The 15,165-nt window shown below is 49.1% G+C and carries 12 protein-coding genes; 6 read left to right on the top strand and 6 right to left on the bottom strand.

The features are described 5' to 3' along the window. Window positions 1-198: winged helix-turn-helix domain-containing protein (locus tag NDA01_RS28865; RefSeq protein WP_348230734.1), on the bottom strand; the 198-nt coding region annotated here is incomplete at its 3' end. Between the two features lie 83 nt (window positions 199-281). Next, window positions 282-989, bottom strand: a complete 708-nt coding sequence (locus NDA01_RS28870) for a DUF305 domain-containing protein (protein WP_348230735.1) — start codon at window positions 987-989, stop codon at window positions 282-284. A gap of 306 nt (window positions 990-1,295) precedes the next feature. Between NDA01_RS28870 and NDA01_RS28875 the strand changes: the two genes are divergently transcribed. The 3 genes from NDA01_RS28875 to NDA01_RS28885 all read left to right on the top strand — a co-directional run bounded on the left by NDA01_RS28875 (window position 1,296) and on the right by NDA01_RS28885 (window position 6,988). Then, entirely contained in the window at window positions 1,296-2,111 is an 816-nt protein-coding gene (locus tag NDA01_RS28875; protein WP_348230736.1) for an alpha/beta fold hydrolase, read from the top strand. A 19-nt stretch (window positions 2,112-2,130) separates the two neighbouring features. Further along, a complete protein-coding gene (locus NDA01_RS28880; RefSeq protein WP_190558115.1) occupies window positions 2,131-3,894 on the top strand; it encodes an ATP-binding protein in 1,764 nt (587 codons plus the stop codon). Window positions 3,895-4,114: 220 nt separating this feature from the next. Beyond that, window positions 4,115-6,988, top strand: a complete 2,874-nt coding sequence (locus NDA01_RS28885; protein WP_348230737.1) for a GAF domain-containing sensor histidine kinase — start codon at window positions 4,115-4,117, stop codon at window positions 6,986-6,988. A gap of 44 nt (window positions 6,989-7,032) precedes the next feature. On the opposite strand, the gene NDA01_RS28890 is transcribed toward NDA01_RS28885, so the two are convergent. Both NDA01_RS28890 and NDA01_RS28895 read right to left on the bottom strand, forming a co-directional pair. Then, window positions 7,033-10,512: an ATP-binding protein gene (locus NDA01_RS28890; protein ID WP_348230738.1), complete on the bottom strand. Its 3,480-nt coding sequence runs from the start codon at window positions 10,510-10,512 to the stop codon at window positions 7,033-7,035. 337 nt (window positions 10,513-10,849) lie between these two features. Continuing rightward, entirely contained in the window at window positions 10,850-11,098 is a 249-nt protein-coding gene (locus tag NDA01_RS28895) for a hypothetical protein (RefSeq protein WP_190558111.1), read from the bottom strand. 505 nt (window positions 11,099-11,603) lie between these two features. Here NDA01_RS28895 and NDA01_RS28900 point away from each other — a divergent pair. Then, window positions 11,604-12,170, top strand: a complete 567-nt coding sequence (locus tag NDA01_RS28900) for a tetratricopeptide repeat protein (protein WP_348230739.1) — start codon at window positions 11,604-11,606, stop codon at window positions 12,168-12,170. Between the two features lie 78 nt (window positions 12,171-12,248). On the opposite strand, the gene NDA01_RS28905 is transcribed toward NDA01_RS28900, so the two are convergent. Continuing rightward, on the bottom strand, window positions 12,249-12,941 hold the full coding sequence (locus NDA01_RS28905) for an NUDIX hydrolase (protein ID WP_348230740.1): 693 nt from the start codon (window positions 12,939-12,941) through the stop codon (window positions 12,249-12,251). A 93-nt stretch (window positions 12,942-13,034) separates the two neighbouring features. Here NDA01_RS28905 and NDA01_RS28910 point away from each other — a divergent pair, with 93 nt between their 5' ends. After that, window positions 13,035-14,069 (top strand): cysteine hydrolase family protein, encoded by a 1,035-nt coding sequence (locus NDA01_RS28910; protein ID WP_348230741.1) that lies wholly within the window; start codon window positions 13,035-13,037, stop codon window positions 14,067-14,069. 41 nt (window positions 14,070-14,110) lie between these two features. Here NDA01_RS28910 and NDA01_RS28915 read toward each other — a convergent pair whose 3' ends face one another. Then, window positions 14,111-14,323 (bottom strand): hypothetical protein, encoded by a 213-nt coding sequence (locus NDA01_RS28915; RefSeq protein ID WP_348230742.1) that lies wholly within the window; start codon window positions 14,321-14,323, stop codon window positions 14,111-14,113. Window positions 14,324-14,590: 267 nt separating this feature from the next. On the opposite strand from NDA01_RS28915, the gene NDA01_RS28920 reads away from it, so the two are divergent. Further along, window positions 14,591-15,013: a hypothetical protein gene (locus tag NDA01_RS28920; RefSeq protein WP_190558103.1), complete on the top strand. Its 423-nt coding sequence runs from the start codon at window positions 14,591-14,593 to the stop codon at window positions 15,011-15,013. The last annotated feature ends 152 nt before the right edge of the window (window positions 15,014-15,165 follow it).

A 15,165-nucleotide genomic window follows, 5' to 3' on the forward strand; every position in this document is an offset into this window, starting at 1 on the left:
CACATTGCTAGTTGGTTCCGCTCCCACCTCCCAAAGCTGATCCATCAACTGTTGGCTGGTGACTACTTGGTTGGGATGTTTCATGAAATACTCCAGGGTCTGAAACTCCTTAGTTGTCAGGGCGATCGCGGTTGCTTCTCCATCGGCAATCTGAAGAAAAACTTGGTAGGTGCCGTAATCTAGCACTAGATGTCCCACCTGTAATTGCGACGGTTGGATTTGGGGCGATCGCTAGGCTTTTACTAAGTCAGGCAACATGCAGTTTTGGTACTAACTTGTTTTCACCGTTGGTACCAAGCTTGTCGCCATTGCTGCATCTGCTGAATTTCAGCTTCTTGGGACTTGATGATGTCTTGAGCCAGTTGTTTAATTTTTGGGCGCTTGGACTTGCTGAGAGCATCTTGGGCCATCGTCACTGCTCCCTCATGGTGCGGAATCATGGCATTGATAAAGCGCAGATCAAACTCAGCATCGGCTGCGCCTAAGTCCATATCCATTGCCATGCCTTTTCTTTGATCCGGTGACATTGGCATAGCGTGACCCATCTGAGCATTCCAGGCGACGGGTTGAGCATTAGCATTGGGATACCAGGCTTGCCGCCACTGCTTCAATGCTTCAATTTCTTTGTTCTGGGCGGCGATAATATCCGCTGCTAATTTCTGAATTTCGGGCCGCTGCGACTTCTGCTGAGCCTCTTTTGCCATTGCCACCGCTCCCTCATGGTGTGGAGTCATGGCATCCACAAATCGCAAGTCATATTCGGCATTGGCTGGGCCTAACTCCATACTGGCGCTGTGGTCCATCATGCCCCTGTGATGCGCGTTGCCATGATCCATTGGTTGGTTTGCTCCAGCTGTAGTAGCAGCAGGGCTAGGAGTTTGAGCCTGATTTTGACTTGCTGTTGAGCAAGCATTCAAGAGGCTGGCAGTGGCGATCGCCCCTAGTAATAAAGCAATAGCACTGGTTTTCATCCGAAACATGCGATACATAAGTTCTCCGCAGAGAAATTGCAAAAGTCTATGCTGTTATTCTGAAGTCTCCCTTTGGCTGGAGTGTCAACTCTATATGTCAACTCTATAAATGAAATAGGCTCAAGCACCTTCCTGAGTTATCTATAGTCAGCTATTTACCCAGAGAAATCAGCGATACACAGTCACTCAGCATTGCACCTACTTATGAAATCAAGATGAAATTGCTCTATCTCCCAGGACTGAGATGCTTTTGAGAAGAATGATGACGGTCACAAATCGGCTCGGAAAGGTTGGGCAATCTATAGTAATGGTTGATGAAATAGAATGACTCAAAACATTTTTCTCAGGAATAATATCACCGTGTTCGGCGAAGGCACCCAACCTCTACTGTTCGCTCCTGGGTTTGGGTGTGACCAAAATGTGTGGCGTTTTGTAACGTCTGCCTTCAAAGACGATTACAAGATTGTCTTGTTCGATTATGTCGGGTCCGGAAAGTCAGATCTTCAAGCCTACAACGTCGAGCGCTACAGCGATCTCAAGGGTTATGCTCAGGATGTCCTAGATGTCTGCACCGCCCTGGACTTGAAAGACGTGATCTTCGTCGGGCATTCTGTGAGTGGTGTGATTGGGATGTTGGCATCTATTCAAGCCCCCCAACTCTTCAGCCATCTCATCCTTGTGGCTCCTTCCCCCTGCTACATCAATGATTTACCGAATTACCAAGGTGGATTCGATCGCCAAGACATTGAAGAACTGCTAGATCTGATGGACAAAAATTACATTGGCTGGGCAAGCTTTTTAGCCCCTGTGATTATGCAGAATTCAGCGCAACCAGAACTGACTCAAGAGCTTGAAACTAGCTTCTGCTCGACCGATCCGGTGATTATGCGTCGCTTTGCGGAAGTCACTTTTTTTTCTGATAACCGCTCTGACTTGCCTCAAGTGACAGTGCCATCTCTCATCCTGCAATGCTCTGAAGATGCGATCGCCCCTACTGAGATAGGACATTACCTACATCGCAATCTGAGCGAAAGCACCTTGCAAATGATGCAAGCAACAGGGCATTGCCCTCACATGAGCCACCCGGAGGAAATCATTCAACTGATCCAAACTTATTTGACTGAAACCCTTGCTAGCTAAGCCCCGCAACTGTAAGTTTATGATTTGTCAGATAGACGAGCCGTTCAATACAGCGCCGTGCGGTTTCCTCTCATTTAATGACGATGGCACCATTGCGATGCTTAACGCCACACTGTCGAAATTGCTGGGGTATGAGTCTAATCAGCTAGAGGGGATGCCCATTGAATCTATCCTACCGATTGCCAGTCGCATCTTCTATCAAACTCATTTTTTCCCGTTGCTGAAACTGCACGGCAAAGTCGAAGAAATCTACCTCTTACTCCGCGCTAAGCAGGGGGGCAACATCCCTATGCTCGTGAACGCGGTACGCCAAGAACGAGGCGGTAGCTGCTGCAACGACTGTATCTTAGTCCCCATGCGCCAACGCATCCAGTATGAAGATGAACTACTGCAAGCGAAGAAAGTAGCAGAGGCAGCCACTCAGGCCCAAAACCAGGCTAACGCAGCGTTGGCGCAAGCTCAGGCGGCGTTAGAGATTAAGCAGGCAGAGCTATTAGAGTTAAATGTCAAGCTCGAAGAGCAAGTTCAGCAACGGACCGCTCAACTGCAACAAGCCCTGAATTTTGAGTCATTATTGCAACGAATTACGGCCAAAGTCCGCGACAGTTTAGATGAGCGCCAAATCCTCCAAACAGCCGTACAGGAATTGGGGTTAGGGTTGGACGTCGAGTATTGCGATGTCGAAGTATATCAGGCTGATCAAACGCGATCGACCATTGCTTACGCCTCCCACCAGACTCTAGCTACCGCTCAAGGCTGGTATCTGGACATTACGCCTCCCTCTCCTTGGGTGGATGTCTCTTTGTTAGCGGGAGAAGCGGTGCAGTTCTGTCCTTTCGGCCCAGTGAGTGCAGTTTTGCACTCTAGTCAATTAGTTGTCCTCGCTTGCCCTATTTATGATGATCAGGGAGTTTTAGGGGATCTGTGGCTGTTCCGGCAAAAAGAACAAATTTTTAGTGACTTAGAAATCCGGTTGGTCCAACAGGTCGCGAATCATTGTGCGATCGCGCTGCGCCAGTCGCGCCTGTATCGTGAGGCTCAGATGCAAGTCCAAGAACTGGAACGGTTGAGCCAACTCAAAGATGACTTTCTCAATACGGTTTCTCATGAGTTGCGTACCCCGATGGCTAGCATCAAACTGGCAAATCAAGTCCTAGAAGCGAACTTGAAAACGTTGGGTTTGTTGGCCGATGAATCCCATGCGATCGCTCGTTCCTGCAAAATCATCCGCGACGAAAGCCAGCGCGAGATGGAGTTGATCAATGATCTTCTCGATATGGCTCGGCTTGATGCTGATACTGAACCGCTTAACCTGGCTACAATTGATCTTCAGCTTTTTGTACCCTACTTTGTAGAACCGTTTATAGAACGGACTCGTCATCAACAACAGCACTTGAAGATCAATCTTCCTGAAAATCTCCCCCTTTTAACCACAGATATTTCCTATTTAGAACGAATTTTGATCGAACTGCTGCATAATGCCTGCAAATACAGCCCTCCTGGAGCCACGATCGCGCTATCGGCTCAGGCAACTTCAGCAGCACTAGAAATTCAAGTTAGTAATTCTGGAGTCGAAATTCCAGTCGCAGAACATGAGCGAATTTTCAGCAAATTCTACCGCATTCCCAATCATGATCCTTGGAAGCATGGCGGGACAGGGCTCGGATTAGCACTGGTGAAAAAGTTCGCAGAGCGCTTAGACATTGACATCCGAGTTGAAAGTAGTAGCGAGAAAACCACCTTTGTTCTAGAGTTCGAAGCTGCTGCATCAACATCTCTCTAAATCTCTCGAAATTTTTCTAAGCGTTCTGATCTCTGAGTGCTCTGATCTTTAAGTGTTCTGCCCCCTAGGCGGTCTTTGCCTCAGCTATGAACCATTGGACTGCAATATTAATGATGGATTTCAATATATTTTGAGAAATTTAGTAGTTCTTAATATATGTTGCAAAAATTAAGGGAACCCTAAGTGCAGCCACCCTTGAATCCTGAGTTGAATCGTGACTATGCTGCCCACCCACGACATCAGTTCATCCTTAAATCGGGAAGTCCTCCTCCACCGCATTGCGAATCGTATCCGTCAATCCCTGGAGCTTCCGGAGATCTTGAGGAAGACTGTGGCAGAAGTGCGTTCCTACCTGGGAACCGACCGAGTCAAGATTTACCAATTTCAACCAGACGGTCATGGCGTGGTGATTGCTGAATCCCTACAGAGCGATCGCTTGCCCTCCTTGCTAGGTCTGCACTTTCCCGCCGACGACATTCCGCCCTATGCGCGGGAGTTATTCGTGCGGGCTCGGCAACGCTCAATCATCAATATGGGCACCCACGAGATTGGCATCAGCCCTCTTAACTGTCCCGAAACTGGGGAACTGCTCAACGATACAGATATTCGCTATCGTCCCGTCGATCCTTGTCACCAAGAGTACCTGACCGCGATGGGCGTGCAATCTTCTATTGTGGTTCCGGTGGTGCTCGAAGCAGAAGCAACCGGGTCTTCTCAGGGTCCATCTCCCCAATCCCAGAGTCAACTTTGGGGGCTGTTAGTTTCTCATCATGCCGAGCCGCATACGGTCACGGAAGAAGAGTTGCAATTCATTCAAGCAGTGGTAGACCAAGTTGCGGTTGCCATTGCTCAATCCATTCTGCTGGAGCAGGTGCGAGCCCAAGCACGGCAAGAAGCCAACCTGAATCGGGTGACAGCACTGCTACAAACGTCTCCCACTGTAGACTGGCAAGATGCCCTGAAAGAAGCTGCTGACACTCTTGATGGGGGAGGCAGGCTGTATTTATTTCCAGACACCCACCACCCTAGAGAACTTTATACCTGTGGCGAGCAGCCCACCTTAATTGATTCCACTCAGAATCGCTGCATTGAAGAAAACTTACTGTGGCAGAGGTATTTGCACTCAGTCTTAACGACAGCTACAGATGGAACTGGATATCAACCTTGGTCGGTTGAGTGGATGCGGGCTGTTTACGAACTAGCAGAACCGACTCAATCTACCAAGCCAGCGCCTTCATCCTGGGCGGTGAATGATATCTATCAAGAACCCCTCTTTCGTACCTTAGCTCCCTTCTTTAGCGACACCAGGATTCGCAGCGCCTTAATTATTCCGCTGAAGCACGGCGCTCAAGTGATTGGTTGTCTCACCTTCTTCCGTAGTGGTCTTGATACTGAAACTCTTTGGGCTGGCTATCACAATCCAGATACGCGCCAGCTCATGGCACGGCAATCCTTCGACGTGTGGCGGCAAATCCAGAAAGAGCAGTCGCAAAGCTGGGTGGAAGAAGAGATCAAATATGCCCAAGTTTTAGGAGAGCGTTTCTCAGCAACGGCAAAACAATATCGGCTGTACCAACAGGTGCAAGGACTCAACGCCAATTTAGAGCGCCAAGTTGAAGAACGCACTGAAGAACTCAGACAACGTTCTGAGCAGCTCCAGCAAACGAACATCGAGCTGGAATATTTAGTGGAGCGACAAACCACCCTATCGCGCATTGTGTCCAAAATCCGGCAGTCCCTAGAGATTGACACCATCTTTCAAATCACCACTCAGGAACTGAGCCAGGTGCTCAAAGCTGAACGAGTCGCTGTGTATCGCTTCAAGCCTGATTGGGGCGGAGAGTTTGTCGGCAACTACGAAGCCACCATACCGGAATGGCAAAGCATTGGTCATTTAGGCGTGAATATGGTCTGGGATGACACTCACCTGCAAGAAACCCAAGGTGGACGATATCGTAACGGTGAGATTTCTGTCGTTTCTGACATTTATCAACCAGGGTATGCTCAGTGTCACATTGACTTGCTGGAGCAGTTTGAGATCAAAGCTTTTATGATCGTTCCCCTCTTTGTGGGCTCTAGCCTTTGGGGACTGTTAGGTGTTTATCAACATTCGACAACTCGTCATTGGAAGCAGTCGGAAGTTGAGTTTGTCAGCCAAATTGCGACTCAACTTGGAGTTGCGCTACAACATGCACAATTGCTTGCTAGTACTAAACAACAGGCTGAACAATTAGCAAACACCTTAGCTGACCTGAATCAGACGCAACTTCAGTTGGTGCACAGCGAGAAGATGTCGAGCTTGGGGCAACTCGTGGCGGGCATTGCACATGAAGTGAATAATCCGATCAACTTCATTCACGGCAACTTAGCGCCGATTCAGGAGTACACTCAAACCTTACTCGATCTGCTCCATGCCTATCAGCAGGAGCATCCTACCCCATCAGCAGCCCTAGATCAGCAGCTTGAAGATAGCGACCTGAGCTACATTGAAGAGGATTTTCCCAAGCTTTGCGCTTCCATGAAGCTGGGTACTGACCGGATTCGAGAAATTGTTCAATCTCTACGCAACTTCTCGCGCCTTGACGAAGCAGATGTGAGAGCGGTTGATCTGCATGAGGGTTTGGAGAGTACTCTTTTGATTCTGCAACATCGATTGAAGCCAGGTCCCACTAATCCTGTGATTGCCATTGAGAGGCACTACGAAGAACTGCCGTTAGTGGAATGCTATGCTGGGCAGCTCAACCAAGTCTTTATGAATTTGCTGAGCAATGCGATCGATGAATTAGTCGATTCTGCGACTGAGAGTACCACCTCGTCCAAGACCATCACCATTGCCACCCGCAGTGTCGATGCTGAGTGGGTAGAGGTAGTGATTCAAGACAATGGCCGAGGCATTCCCGAAGCTGTTCAAGCCAAGTTATTAGATCCCTTTTTCACGACTAAGCCCATAGGACAAGGAACTGGTTTAGGTTTATTTATCAGTCATCAAATTGTTGAGAAACACAATGGTGAGCTATTGTGCCGCTCTCAGCTAGGAGAGGGGACAGAATTTGTCCTGAAGTTGCCCGTGCAGCAAAGAGTTGCGATCGCCTAAACCCTGCGAGTGCTGTGAAAATTGGTATTGCTTAACGCTCTAAATCACTGTTGCCGCGCTTGCAGCAGAGCAATTTTCACGCTTTCCCACTCTGCCTCCAACTGTAAAACTTGGGGATGCTTACTCATCTCCCCTTGATGTCCGATTGTTTCTAGTTGGTTGCAAAGTTCACTAAAAGAGAGGATGCCTAGGAGGTCACTACTCGACTTGAGGCTGCGAGCTGCCAGCGCCAATGCTGCTGTATCCGCTTCAGCAATCGCCTGATGCATCGCTGCTAAGCGTCGAGGTACCTCCTCCAAAAAGCAATCAATCATTTGCAGAAACAGTTCAGAGGCATCTTCACCTACCCGCTCTTGAACTGAACGCTTCGCCTCGGCGATCGCGACTGCTAATGCAGATGAGGGGAGAGAGGCAGTGACTTGCGGGTCAACTTGACATTGGCTAAGTGCCCGCACCAGTTCTTTCACCTGCACAGGTTTGCTAATGTAATCGTCCATACCGCAACTCAGGCACTCTTCGCGATCGCCTTGCATGGCATTTGCCGTCATGGCCACAATCCGGGGGCGATCGGTGGAACCCCATTCTCGGTAAATGGCTTGAGTTGCGGTTAGACCATCCATTTCTGGCATTTGCAGGTCCATCAAGATCACGTCGTAAGACTGGCGACGTAAGGCTTCTAAGACTTCTAACCCGTTGCTAGCCAGGTCAGCCCGATAACCGAGCCGCCGGAGGAGATGGGTGGCTACCTTTTGGTTGGTTACATTATCTTCAGCCAACAGAATCCGTAAGGGTAAGCACTCGGCTAATTGTGAATCAAAGGGAGAACTAATGGGACTGGACGAGAGAGACGTTGATTTAGTAACCGTGGCCCCAGCAACCGGAGCAACAATCGTGAAGTAGAAGGTGGAGCCTTGCCCAACCTGACTTTCCACCCATATCTTGCCGCCCATTAGTTCACAAAGCCGCTGGCTAATCACTAAGCCAAGACCTGTACCTCCATACTTACGAGTGGTAGATGCATCCACCTGACTAAAAGATTGAAACAAGCGATGAAGTTGGTTTTGAGGAATGCCAATCCCTGTATCCCTCACTGCAAATCGAATCTCGTACTGGAGTGACTGTAGGTCTAGAGGTTGCCCTGTCACAGAAACCATGACTTCTCCTACCGGGGTAAACTTGATGGCATTGCTGAGCAAGTTCACCAAGATTTGCTGTAAGCGAGTCACATCCCCGACGATCGCGCTTGGTACCGTCGATTCTATGGTGTAGGCTAACTCCAATCCTTTTCCGTAAGCTTTCGGGCTGAGCAAATCTAGCGCTCGCTCTACACAAGCGCGCACACTCAAGGTTTGCTCCTCCAACTCCAACTTGCCAGACTCAATTTTGGAAAAATCTAAAATGTCATTAATCAGGGTGAGCAAGGTTTCACCGCTGCTGCGAATTGTTTCGGCAAAATCGCGTTGCTGAGGCGTTAATGGCGTATCCAGTAGCAGACCCGTCAAGCCAATCACGGCATTCATGGGGGTGCGAATCTCATGGCTCATGGTAGCCAGAAACTTACTCTTGGCTTCAGTGGCTGCTTCTGCGGCTCGCTTAGTTTCCTCCAGAGAGAAGTTTTGCTGCTTGAGTTGTTGGCGTTGATGCCGCTCTTGTTCTAGAAGCTGAGCTTGAGCCAGAGCAATCCCCACTTGGTCGGCTACGGCTTCAAGTAGCTCGATTTCATCCTTACTCCAGTCGCGACGCTGATCACATTGATGCAAAGTAATGATGCCGTTTGGCTCCCCTTGATAAGAGGTGCGGATCGCCAAGATGGATTTGATGCGGAACTCCTGACAGAGCGGCAGTAGGTATTGCAATAGGGGGTTGTTATTGACATCCGCAGAGGCGATCGCTCGCTCTTGCGCTAAAACTTGTTGGGCATGGGGATTGTCATGAATCGGAATGCCGACTTGTAAGAGGGAGGAATACCCAGACTCTAAATATTCGGCTTTGACCTCCAGTTGCCGAGTTGGGGTAGCCATATAGCCAAGAATCAGACAGCGGTTGGCTTGGAAGGCTCGACCGATTTGAGCGACTGTCGTCTGAAAAATCTGTTCAGGATCGAGACTTTGACGAATTCTTTGAGTAATTTCTTTGAGCAACGAAGCCCGATGTAGTTGCTGTCTTAAAGCAGTTGCGGCTTGCTGACGCTCAATTTCACTACCGCTCCACTGAGCCATCAGCTTCAACAACTCTTTATCGACAGCTTGGAATCGTTCTTGAGTCGGCACACGGCTCCAGAAGCACAACACGCCATACATTTCACCCGCAACCAAGACCCGCATCCCAAGATAACTTTCGATCTTGAAGTCGGTATGACCAGGATGCTGACACCACTGGGATGCACTTGCATGTGGAATAAATAAGGGTTCCGCAAGTTTGAAGGTCTCTGAGCAGTAAGTTTGTTGAAGTTCAAAGATGGTGCCCGGTGTGACTGAGCCATCTGGAGCCTGGACTGCAATGATTTCGTAGCGATCGCCTTGAATATGAGATAGAAAACTAAACTCAAGCTGGAATTGCTGACAGCCGAAAGCCAACAGTTGCTGGAGGCGAGCCTCAAAACCGAGTTCATGATCCACACTCAGGTTATATAAAGCGCGAATGGCTGCTGCGCCTTCTCGCAGTTCTCGGGCTGAGCGATTGGACTTTTGCTTCAGATGGACTGCCAAGGCCAGTACCCAGGCGAGAGACAGACCACCCAACAAAGTGATCGTCGGGAGCGGAGAATGCATCCGCTCTAGCAGGGCTGGAGTTGGCCAGACCTGGAGCCGCCACGTAACCCCATACATAGGAATGCGCGTTGCTCGTCCCCACTGCTTTTGCAGTTGCCTATTCGCAGTTGGGTTCTGGTAGATTTGCTCGTTCCCATCAAAAATTGCCACTGCGAAGCCCGACACATCTTTTTGCGTCAAGATGTTATCGATGAGCGTTTGAGTTCGGTACGTGGCAGCAATAAACCCATCAAACTGGGTTGGTTGAGGAAAGATAGGCACATATAATTGAAAGCCTTTACCACCTTGGGCTAAGTCAATCTCATGAGTCATCCGAATTCTTTGCTGATCTCGTGATGCTATGAGAGCCTGACGCTGCCATGAGTCAGAGCCAAGGTTGAGGTTGAGCGCAGCTTCGTTTCCCTTCAGTGGGGCAATCCAGCGCACCTGAAGACTAGGATCTATCCAGGCGATCGCTTGGTAACTCTTAAAGTGCTCTAGATTTAAGTTGGCGTTAAACTCCCACTCTTCCTGAGCAGGCTTACCCCCATGCTCCCACCGCTTAGCGATGCGTACCAATGCCAATACTTTCGGCTGAATCTTTTCCTGAATCTCTAGCTTCAGCTTGGCTGCCTCTTGATCAACCGCACGTTGAATCTGGATTCCCTCTTGCTTCACGAGTGCCTGCCAAAGCCAAAGGCTAGCAGCTGAGGTGCTCAGACCCACTGCCAACGGCAATACAAACAATGAAGCCAGCGCGCGCTTTTGCAGCATGCCGAGAATTGCTAGCGGCCGAGTCAGCATCTTCTCAAGATTTTGGTTGCATAGAAATACTTTTCCCCACCAAGGCTGACTGAATCACTGTGGGTTGTGAATATCGAAACAAAACGCAACACCGCTGGGATGGGTGCTGCGTCAAAATGCTGTAGGTTTGGGGCAAAATCGTACGAACTTCGGGTCTTTCCTGCTTGTGGTGAAGGTTGAGCGCCACTGCTCATCTACAACATCGTAGCATCAGTCAATTTGGATCAGCTTTTGGCGGACGCAGGCGTAGAACAGCAGGAGGCCCAGTGGGCTAGGACACAACACACAGCGAGTTGAGCCGCTCGGCTTACCTACTCCGGGCCGAACGCTCGTAGAATTCTCGGGTGCTGGTCTCTAGCTCTGAACCACTGGTTAACGGAATCAGGCTAAAGGGCGCAAATAAAAATAGGATGAGTGAGAAGAGGGAGACCTGCCTGCCAGATGTGGGTGAGATAGGTTTTGCGGTCCGGGGAGCCTGGAGGTAGGAGGCGATCGCTAAAGTCACAACCCAAATACTGAGTAGTGCCACAGCAATGGCCAAGATTGGTAGCAGCATAGAGCCTTCCAGCATTAGTACTTCTGTGGTTTATGTTTGCCACCATAACGAGGTCAAACTGTACCTGCAACATTTCTTAATAGAAAAGCCAAGTTGTAATATTTAGATACAACTCTCTTAGAAATCGCTCCCAATTTCTATATCTCCACGATTCTGGCTGAAGAGATGGGAGCTTGAAGTCTGTCTCTCTACTTGGCTGTGAGGTCTAGAACCCATTGATAAGAATCCGCCGTATCTTAAAGCGTTTATGAGAGGCTCGCTGGCAAGAACTTACTGAACTTCTATACCGCCTGTTCCTAAACAGATGAGTTGGTATGGTTTCTGCATTTTTTTACTTACATCTGTCACGGGTTGGAATTGCTTTGATTCTGAAACCCCTCAAATGATAGAGGGTTGTCTCTCTATAGGTCCGCTACCTTGTCGAGGACGATGGCAAGCTCATTCATGAGCCTGTTGCAAGGGTGGTTCCATCCATACCTTGCTGCACCCATTTCTAGGTGACACCATGAACCGTATTTCTTCAGTGCTAACGACTTTGGGCCTAGCTGCCACTCTAATTGGTATGCCCTCGGTCGTTCAAGCTTACCCCACGACTGCAATCACCGCTCCCATGGGGTCTGTCGATGCTTATAACGAAGGCGTGTACCAAGCTCAGCAAGGCAACTACTCTAAGGCGATCGCTAACTGGAGTCAAGCGATCGCGTTTAATCCGCAATTCCCCGAAGCTCACTACAACCGGGGGCTTGCTCACTTAATGTTGGGAGATGCGTCAGCAGCGATCGCAGATTTCGACCGCACCCTAGAGATTAACCCGAAAGACGGGGATGCTTACAACAACCGAGGTCTAGCACATCAAGCGCTGGGTAACGAGTCTCAGGCGATCGCAGACTTTACTCAAGCGCTCCAGATAAATCCTCAAGATGCTGAAGCTTACCAGAATCGGGGCTTTGCTCGGCTGAGCTTAGGAGATAAGGCTGGAGCAATCCGGGATGCTCGGCAGGCTTCGGCTCTATTCTTAGCGCAAGGCAATCCTCAGGAAGCGCTGCGTAGCGTTTCCTCAGACACGCTTTAGGAGAGTGAGGGGGATGGCCCTAGCTTTTCCCCTTTCAGTCAGAATTAACCTTTGCTAAATCTTGTGCTAAATCTCGTGTTAAATCTCGAAGTTGAAGCCTTTTTCCCTGAGTTGGTGATATTTGGCTGCATCGAACTGATAGAGTCGGGCGGCTCGATGAGCAACATCGGTTTGAGTTTCGTCTAGTTCAATCAAGAGATCCATCTTTAAAAGCTTTTTGCGAAAGTTGCGCTTATCGAGCCGCACGTCCAACACAGTTTCGTAAAGAGTTTGAAGTTGGGACAGCGTGAATTTTTGGGGAAGTAATTCAAAGCCGATCGGCTCATAGCGAACTTTGCCTTTGAGTCGAGCGATTGCTATATCAACAATTTGCGCATGGTCAAAGGCCAGCGAAGGGAGATGGGAGATCGAAAACCAGGTTGCTTCGCTGGCATCGGTCATAGCTTCGATAGCATGCTCTCTGAGATTAACTAAGGCATAGTAGGCAACGGTGACAACGCGCTCACGAGGATCGCGATCGATCGCCCCAAAGGTATATAACTGCTCTAGAAACACATCTTGTAGCCCTGTTTCTTCCTGTAGCTCTCGACGAGCCGCCGCATCAATGGATTCGTTAATTTGGACAAAACCGCCAGGAAGTGCCCACTGATCCCGAAACGGAGGTAGGTTGCGTCGGATCAGCATCACTTGTAGGTTATTCGGCTCATCCAACCCGAATATTACGCAGTCTACAGCCAAGTTGGGGCGGGCATAGGGGTACAGGTAGGCCATAGATTGACATTGTGTATTTTTGACACTAACCTTGTTGTTATAGGTACACTATCCCATAGTAGAGAACCAAATTAAATTAGCGGGTGGCTTGGAATGACAACTCAAACACAACTGCCGATTCCTCCCCACTTTGCTACTCAGCGCGTCGGTGAGGTGTGGCGCGTTCCTTATCAAGAGCGAGCAGTGCAGGCGAAAGCATGGGCTAAGCAGCAGGGGTTACAACCAGCCGCCAAAGATCAGACACGCATTTGCTTAATGGCGATCGATGTACAAAATACCTTCTGTATCCGTGATTTTGAACTGTTTGTGGGTGGGCGATCGGGCAATGGCGCTGTGGAAGATAACAGGCGATTGTGCGAATTCATCTACCGCAATCTGGACGTGATTACTGAGATTGCGCCAACCATGGACACCCACACAGCGATGCAGATTTTTCACCCCAGCTTTTGGGTGAATGGTGCTGGAGATCATCCCGCTCCCATGACCATGATTTCTTTATCGGAAGTGCAGCAAGGCATTTGGCAGGTAAATCCTGCGATCGCTTACAGCCTCACTCAAGGCAACTACATGCTGCTAGAACGCTTTGCTTTGCACTATACCCAGCGCCTCAGCGACAACGGCAAATATCCTCTGACCATTTGGCCTTATCACGCCATGCTGGGCGGTATTGGACATGCGCTGGTTTCTGCTGTAGAGGAAGCCTGCTTCTTTCACGCGATCGCCCGCGACAGTCAGACTAATTTTGAGATCAAAGGGGGAAATCCCTTAACCGAAAACTACTCAGTGCTGCGTCCTGAAGTACTTGATAACCCTGACGGTCACCCGATCGCTCAGAAGAATACCCACTTGATTCAAAAGCTGCTGGAGTTTGATGCGGTAATCATTGCTGGGCAGGCAAAAAGCCATTGTCTAGCCTGGACCGTTGATGATTTGCTCAGCGAAATCCAGGCCCAAGACCCCAGTCTGGCTAAAAAAGTTTATCTGCTGGAGGATTGCACTTCGCCAGTTGTAGTTCCTGGGGTTGTTGATTTCACGGAGCAAGCGAATGCTGCGTTTCAACGCTTCGCTGACGCGGGCATGCATGTGGTGAAATCTACAGAGCCAATCGCGCTTAGAAACCACTATTAGCAGAATGAGAGGCAATCACTCCCCTGATTACTAAGACGACATTACTGAGGCTCTACTAGGCGTTTGAGGTGCAGATAGGCTTCCTCAGGGGTGAGGGGTTCTGATTCGGTTTCATTGGGAATGTAAAACTGGCGGCTATCGGGAAAATGACGCACCACGAAGCTGGGAATTAAGCCTAACTTCATGGCTTCATAGCCCAACTGTTCTGCTGTTTCGGCTAGGGTAAATTCGTCGTGGAAGTGGCGCTCAGTCATGATGAATCCTAACTCCTACAAACCACAGCAGTAGTCTTTGGTAGACTTTACCACATTAGATTTGTGGGTTTCTGTTGGTTAGGCTTTACCCAGCTACCTAGAAGGTTAGTTGAGGTTTGTGAAACTGGATTCGCTCTCCCTCACTCTGGTCTAAAAAGGTTGTGAGAAACGGTGTCTATGCCAAACGGACTCTGTCTTAGGGCAGTTTGGCCTGCAAGGTAAATGAAGTAGAAATTAGGATGATAAATCTCGTGAAAACTGTGTTCTATGAAATCAATGACTAAAGTCTTTTCTATAGTTGGACGTTGGACAGCTACTGTTCTATTTTGTGCTTCAGCGATCGCTTTCGTTTGGCAAGGTGCGTTCTTCTCGAACACGAGCGCAATGGCCGCTCCTGCTGCCACCTTAATCGCGACAAGCGATACGGGTGAGCAAGTTAAGAAAGAAAACAAGAGTTTTGTGAAAGATGCGGCAGAGAAAGTGAAAGAAACTGCCAACAAAAATGCGAGTCGGGTTGAGGACGCAACTGATGGTAGCGCCAACCCAATCCAGCGCAAGGCTCAGAGAGATGTAGCTCGCATTGAGAAAAGAGCCGATGAAGATGCAGCTCGGACTCAAAAAGCGATCGACAACAACGTAAATGCAGTTGAACGTGCGGTTGACAGCATCAAAGGTGTCTTCGGTAAGTAGGTAATAAATAGCAACTTCTTGATTAGCGAGCGATGGAGAACTGAGTCTAACTAGTTCTCCATCGCTTTTTTAATGATCAGCTAAGTAGCTAGCCAGAATTAAACTTAAAACGTTCGAGGGCGTATCCCCCTTTGAGGCTGCGTGCTGCCATT

It is taken from the genome of Trichocoleus desertorum AS-A10 (genome assembly GCF_039962155.1).
Classification (GTDB): Bacteria; Cyanobacteriota; Cyanobacteriia; order FACHB-46; family FACHB-46; genus Trichocoleus.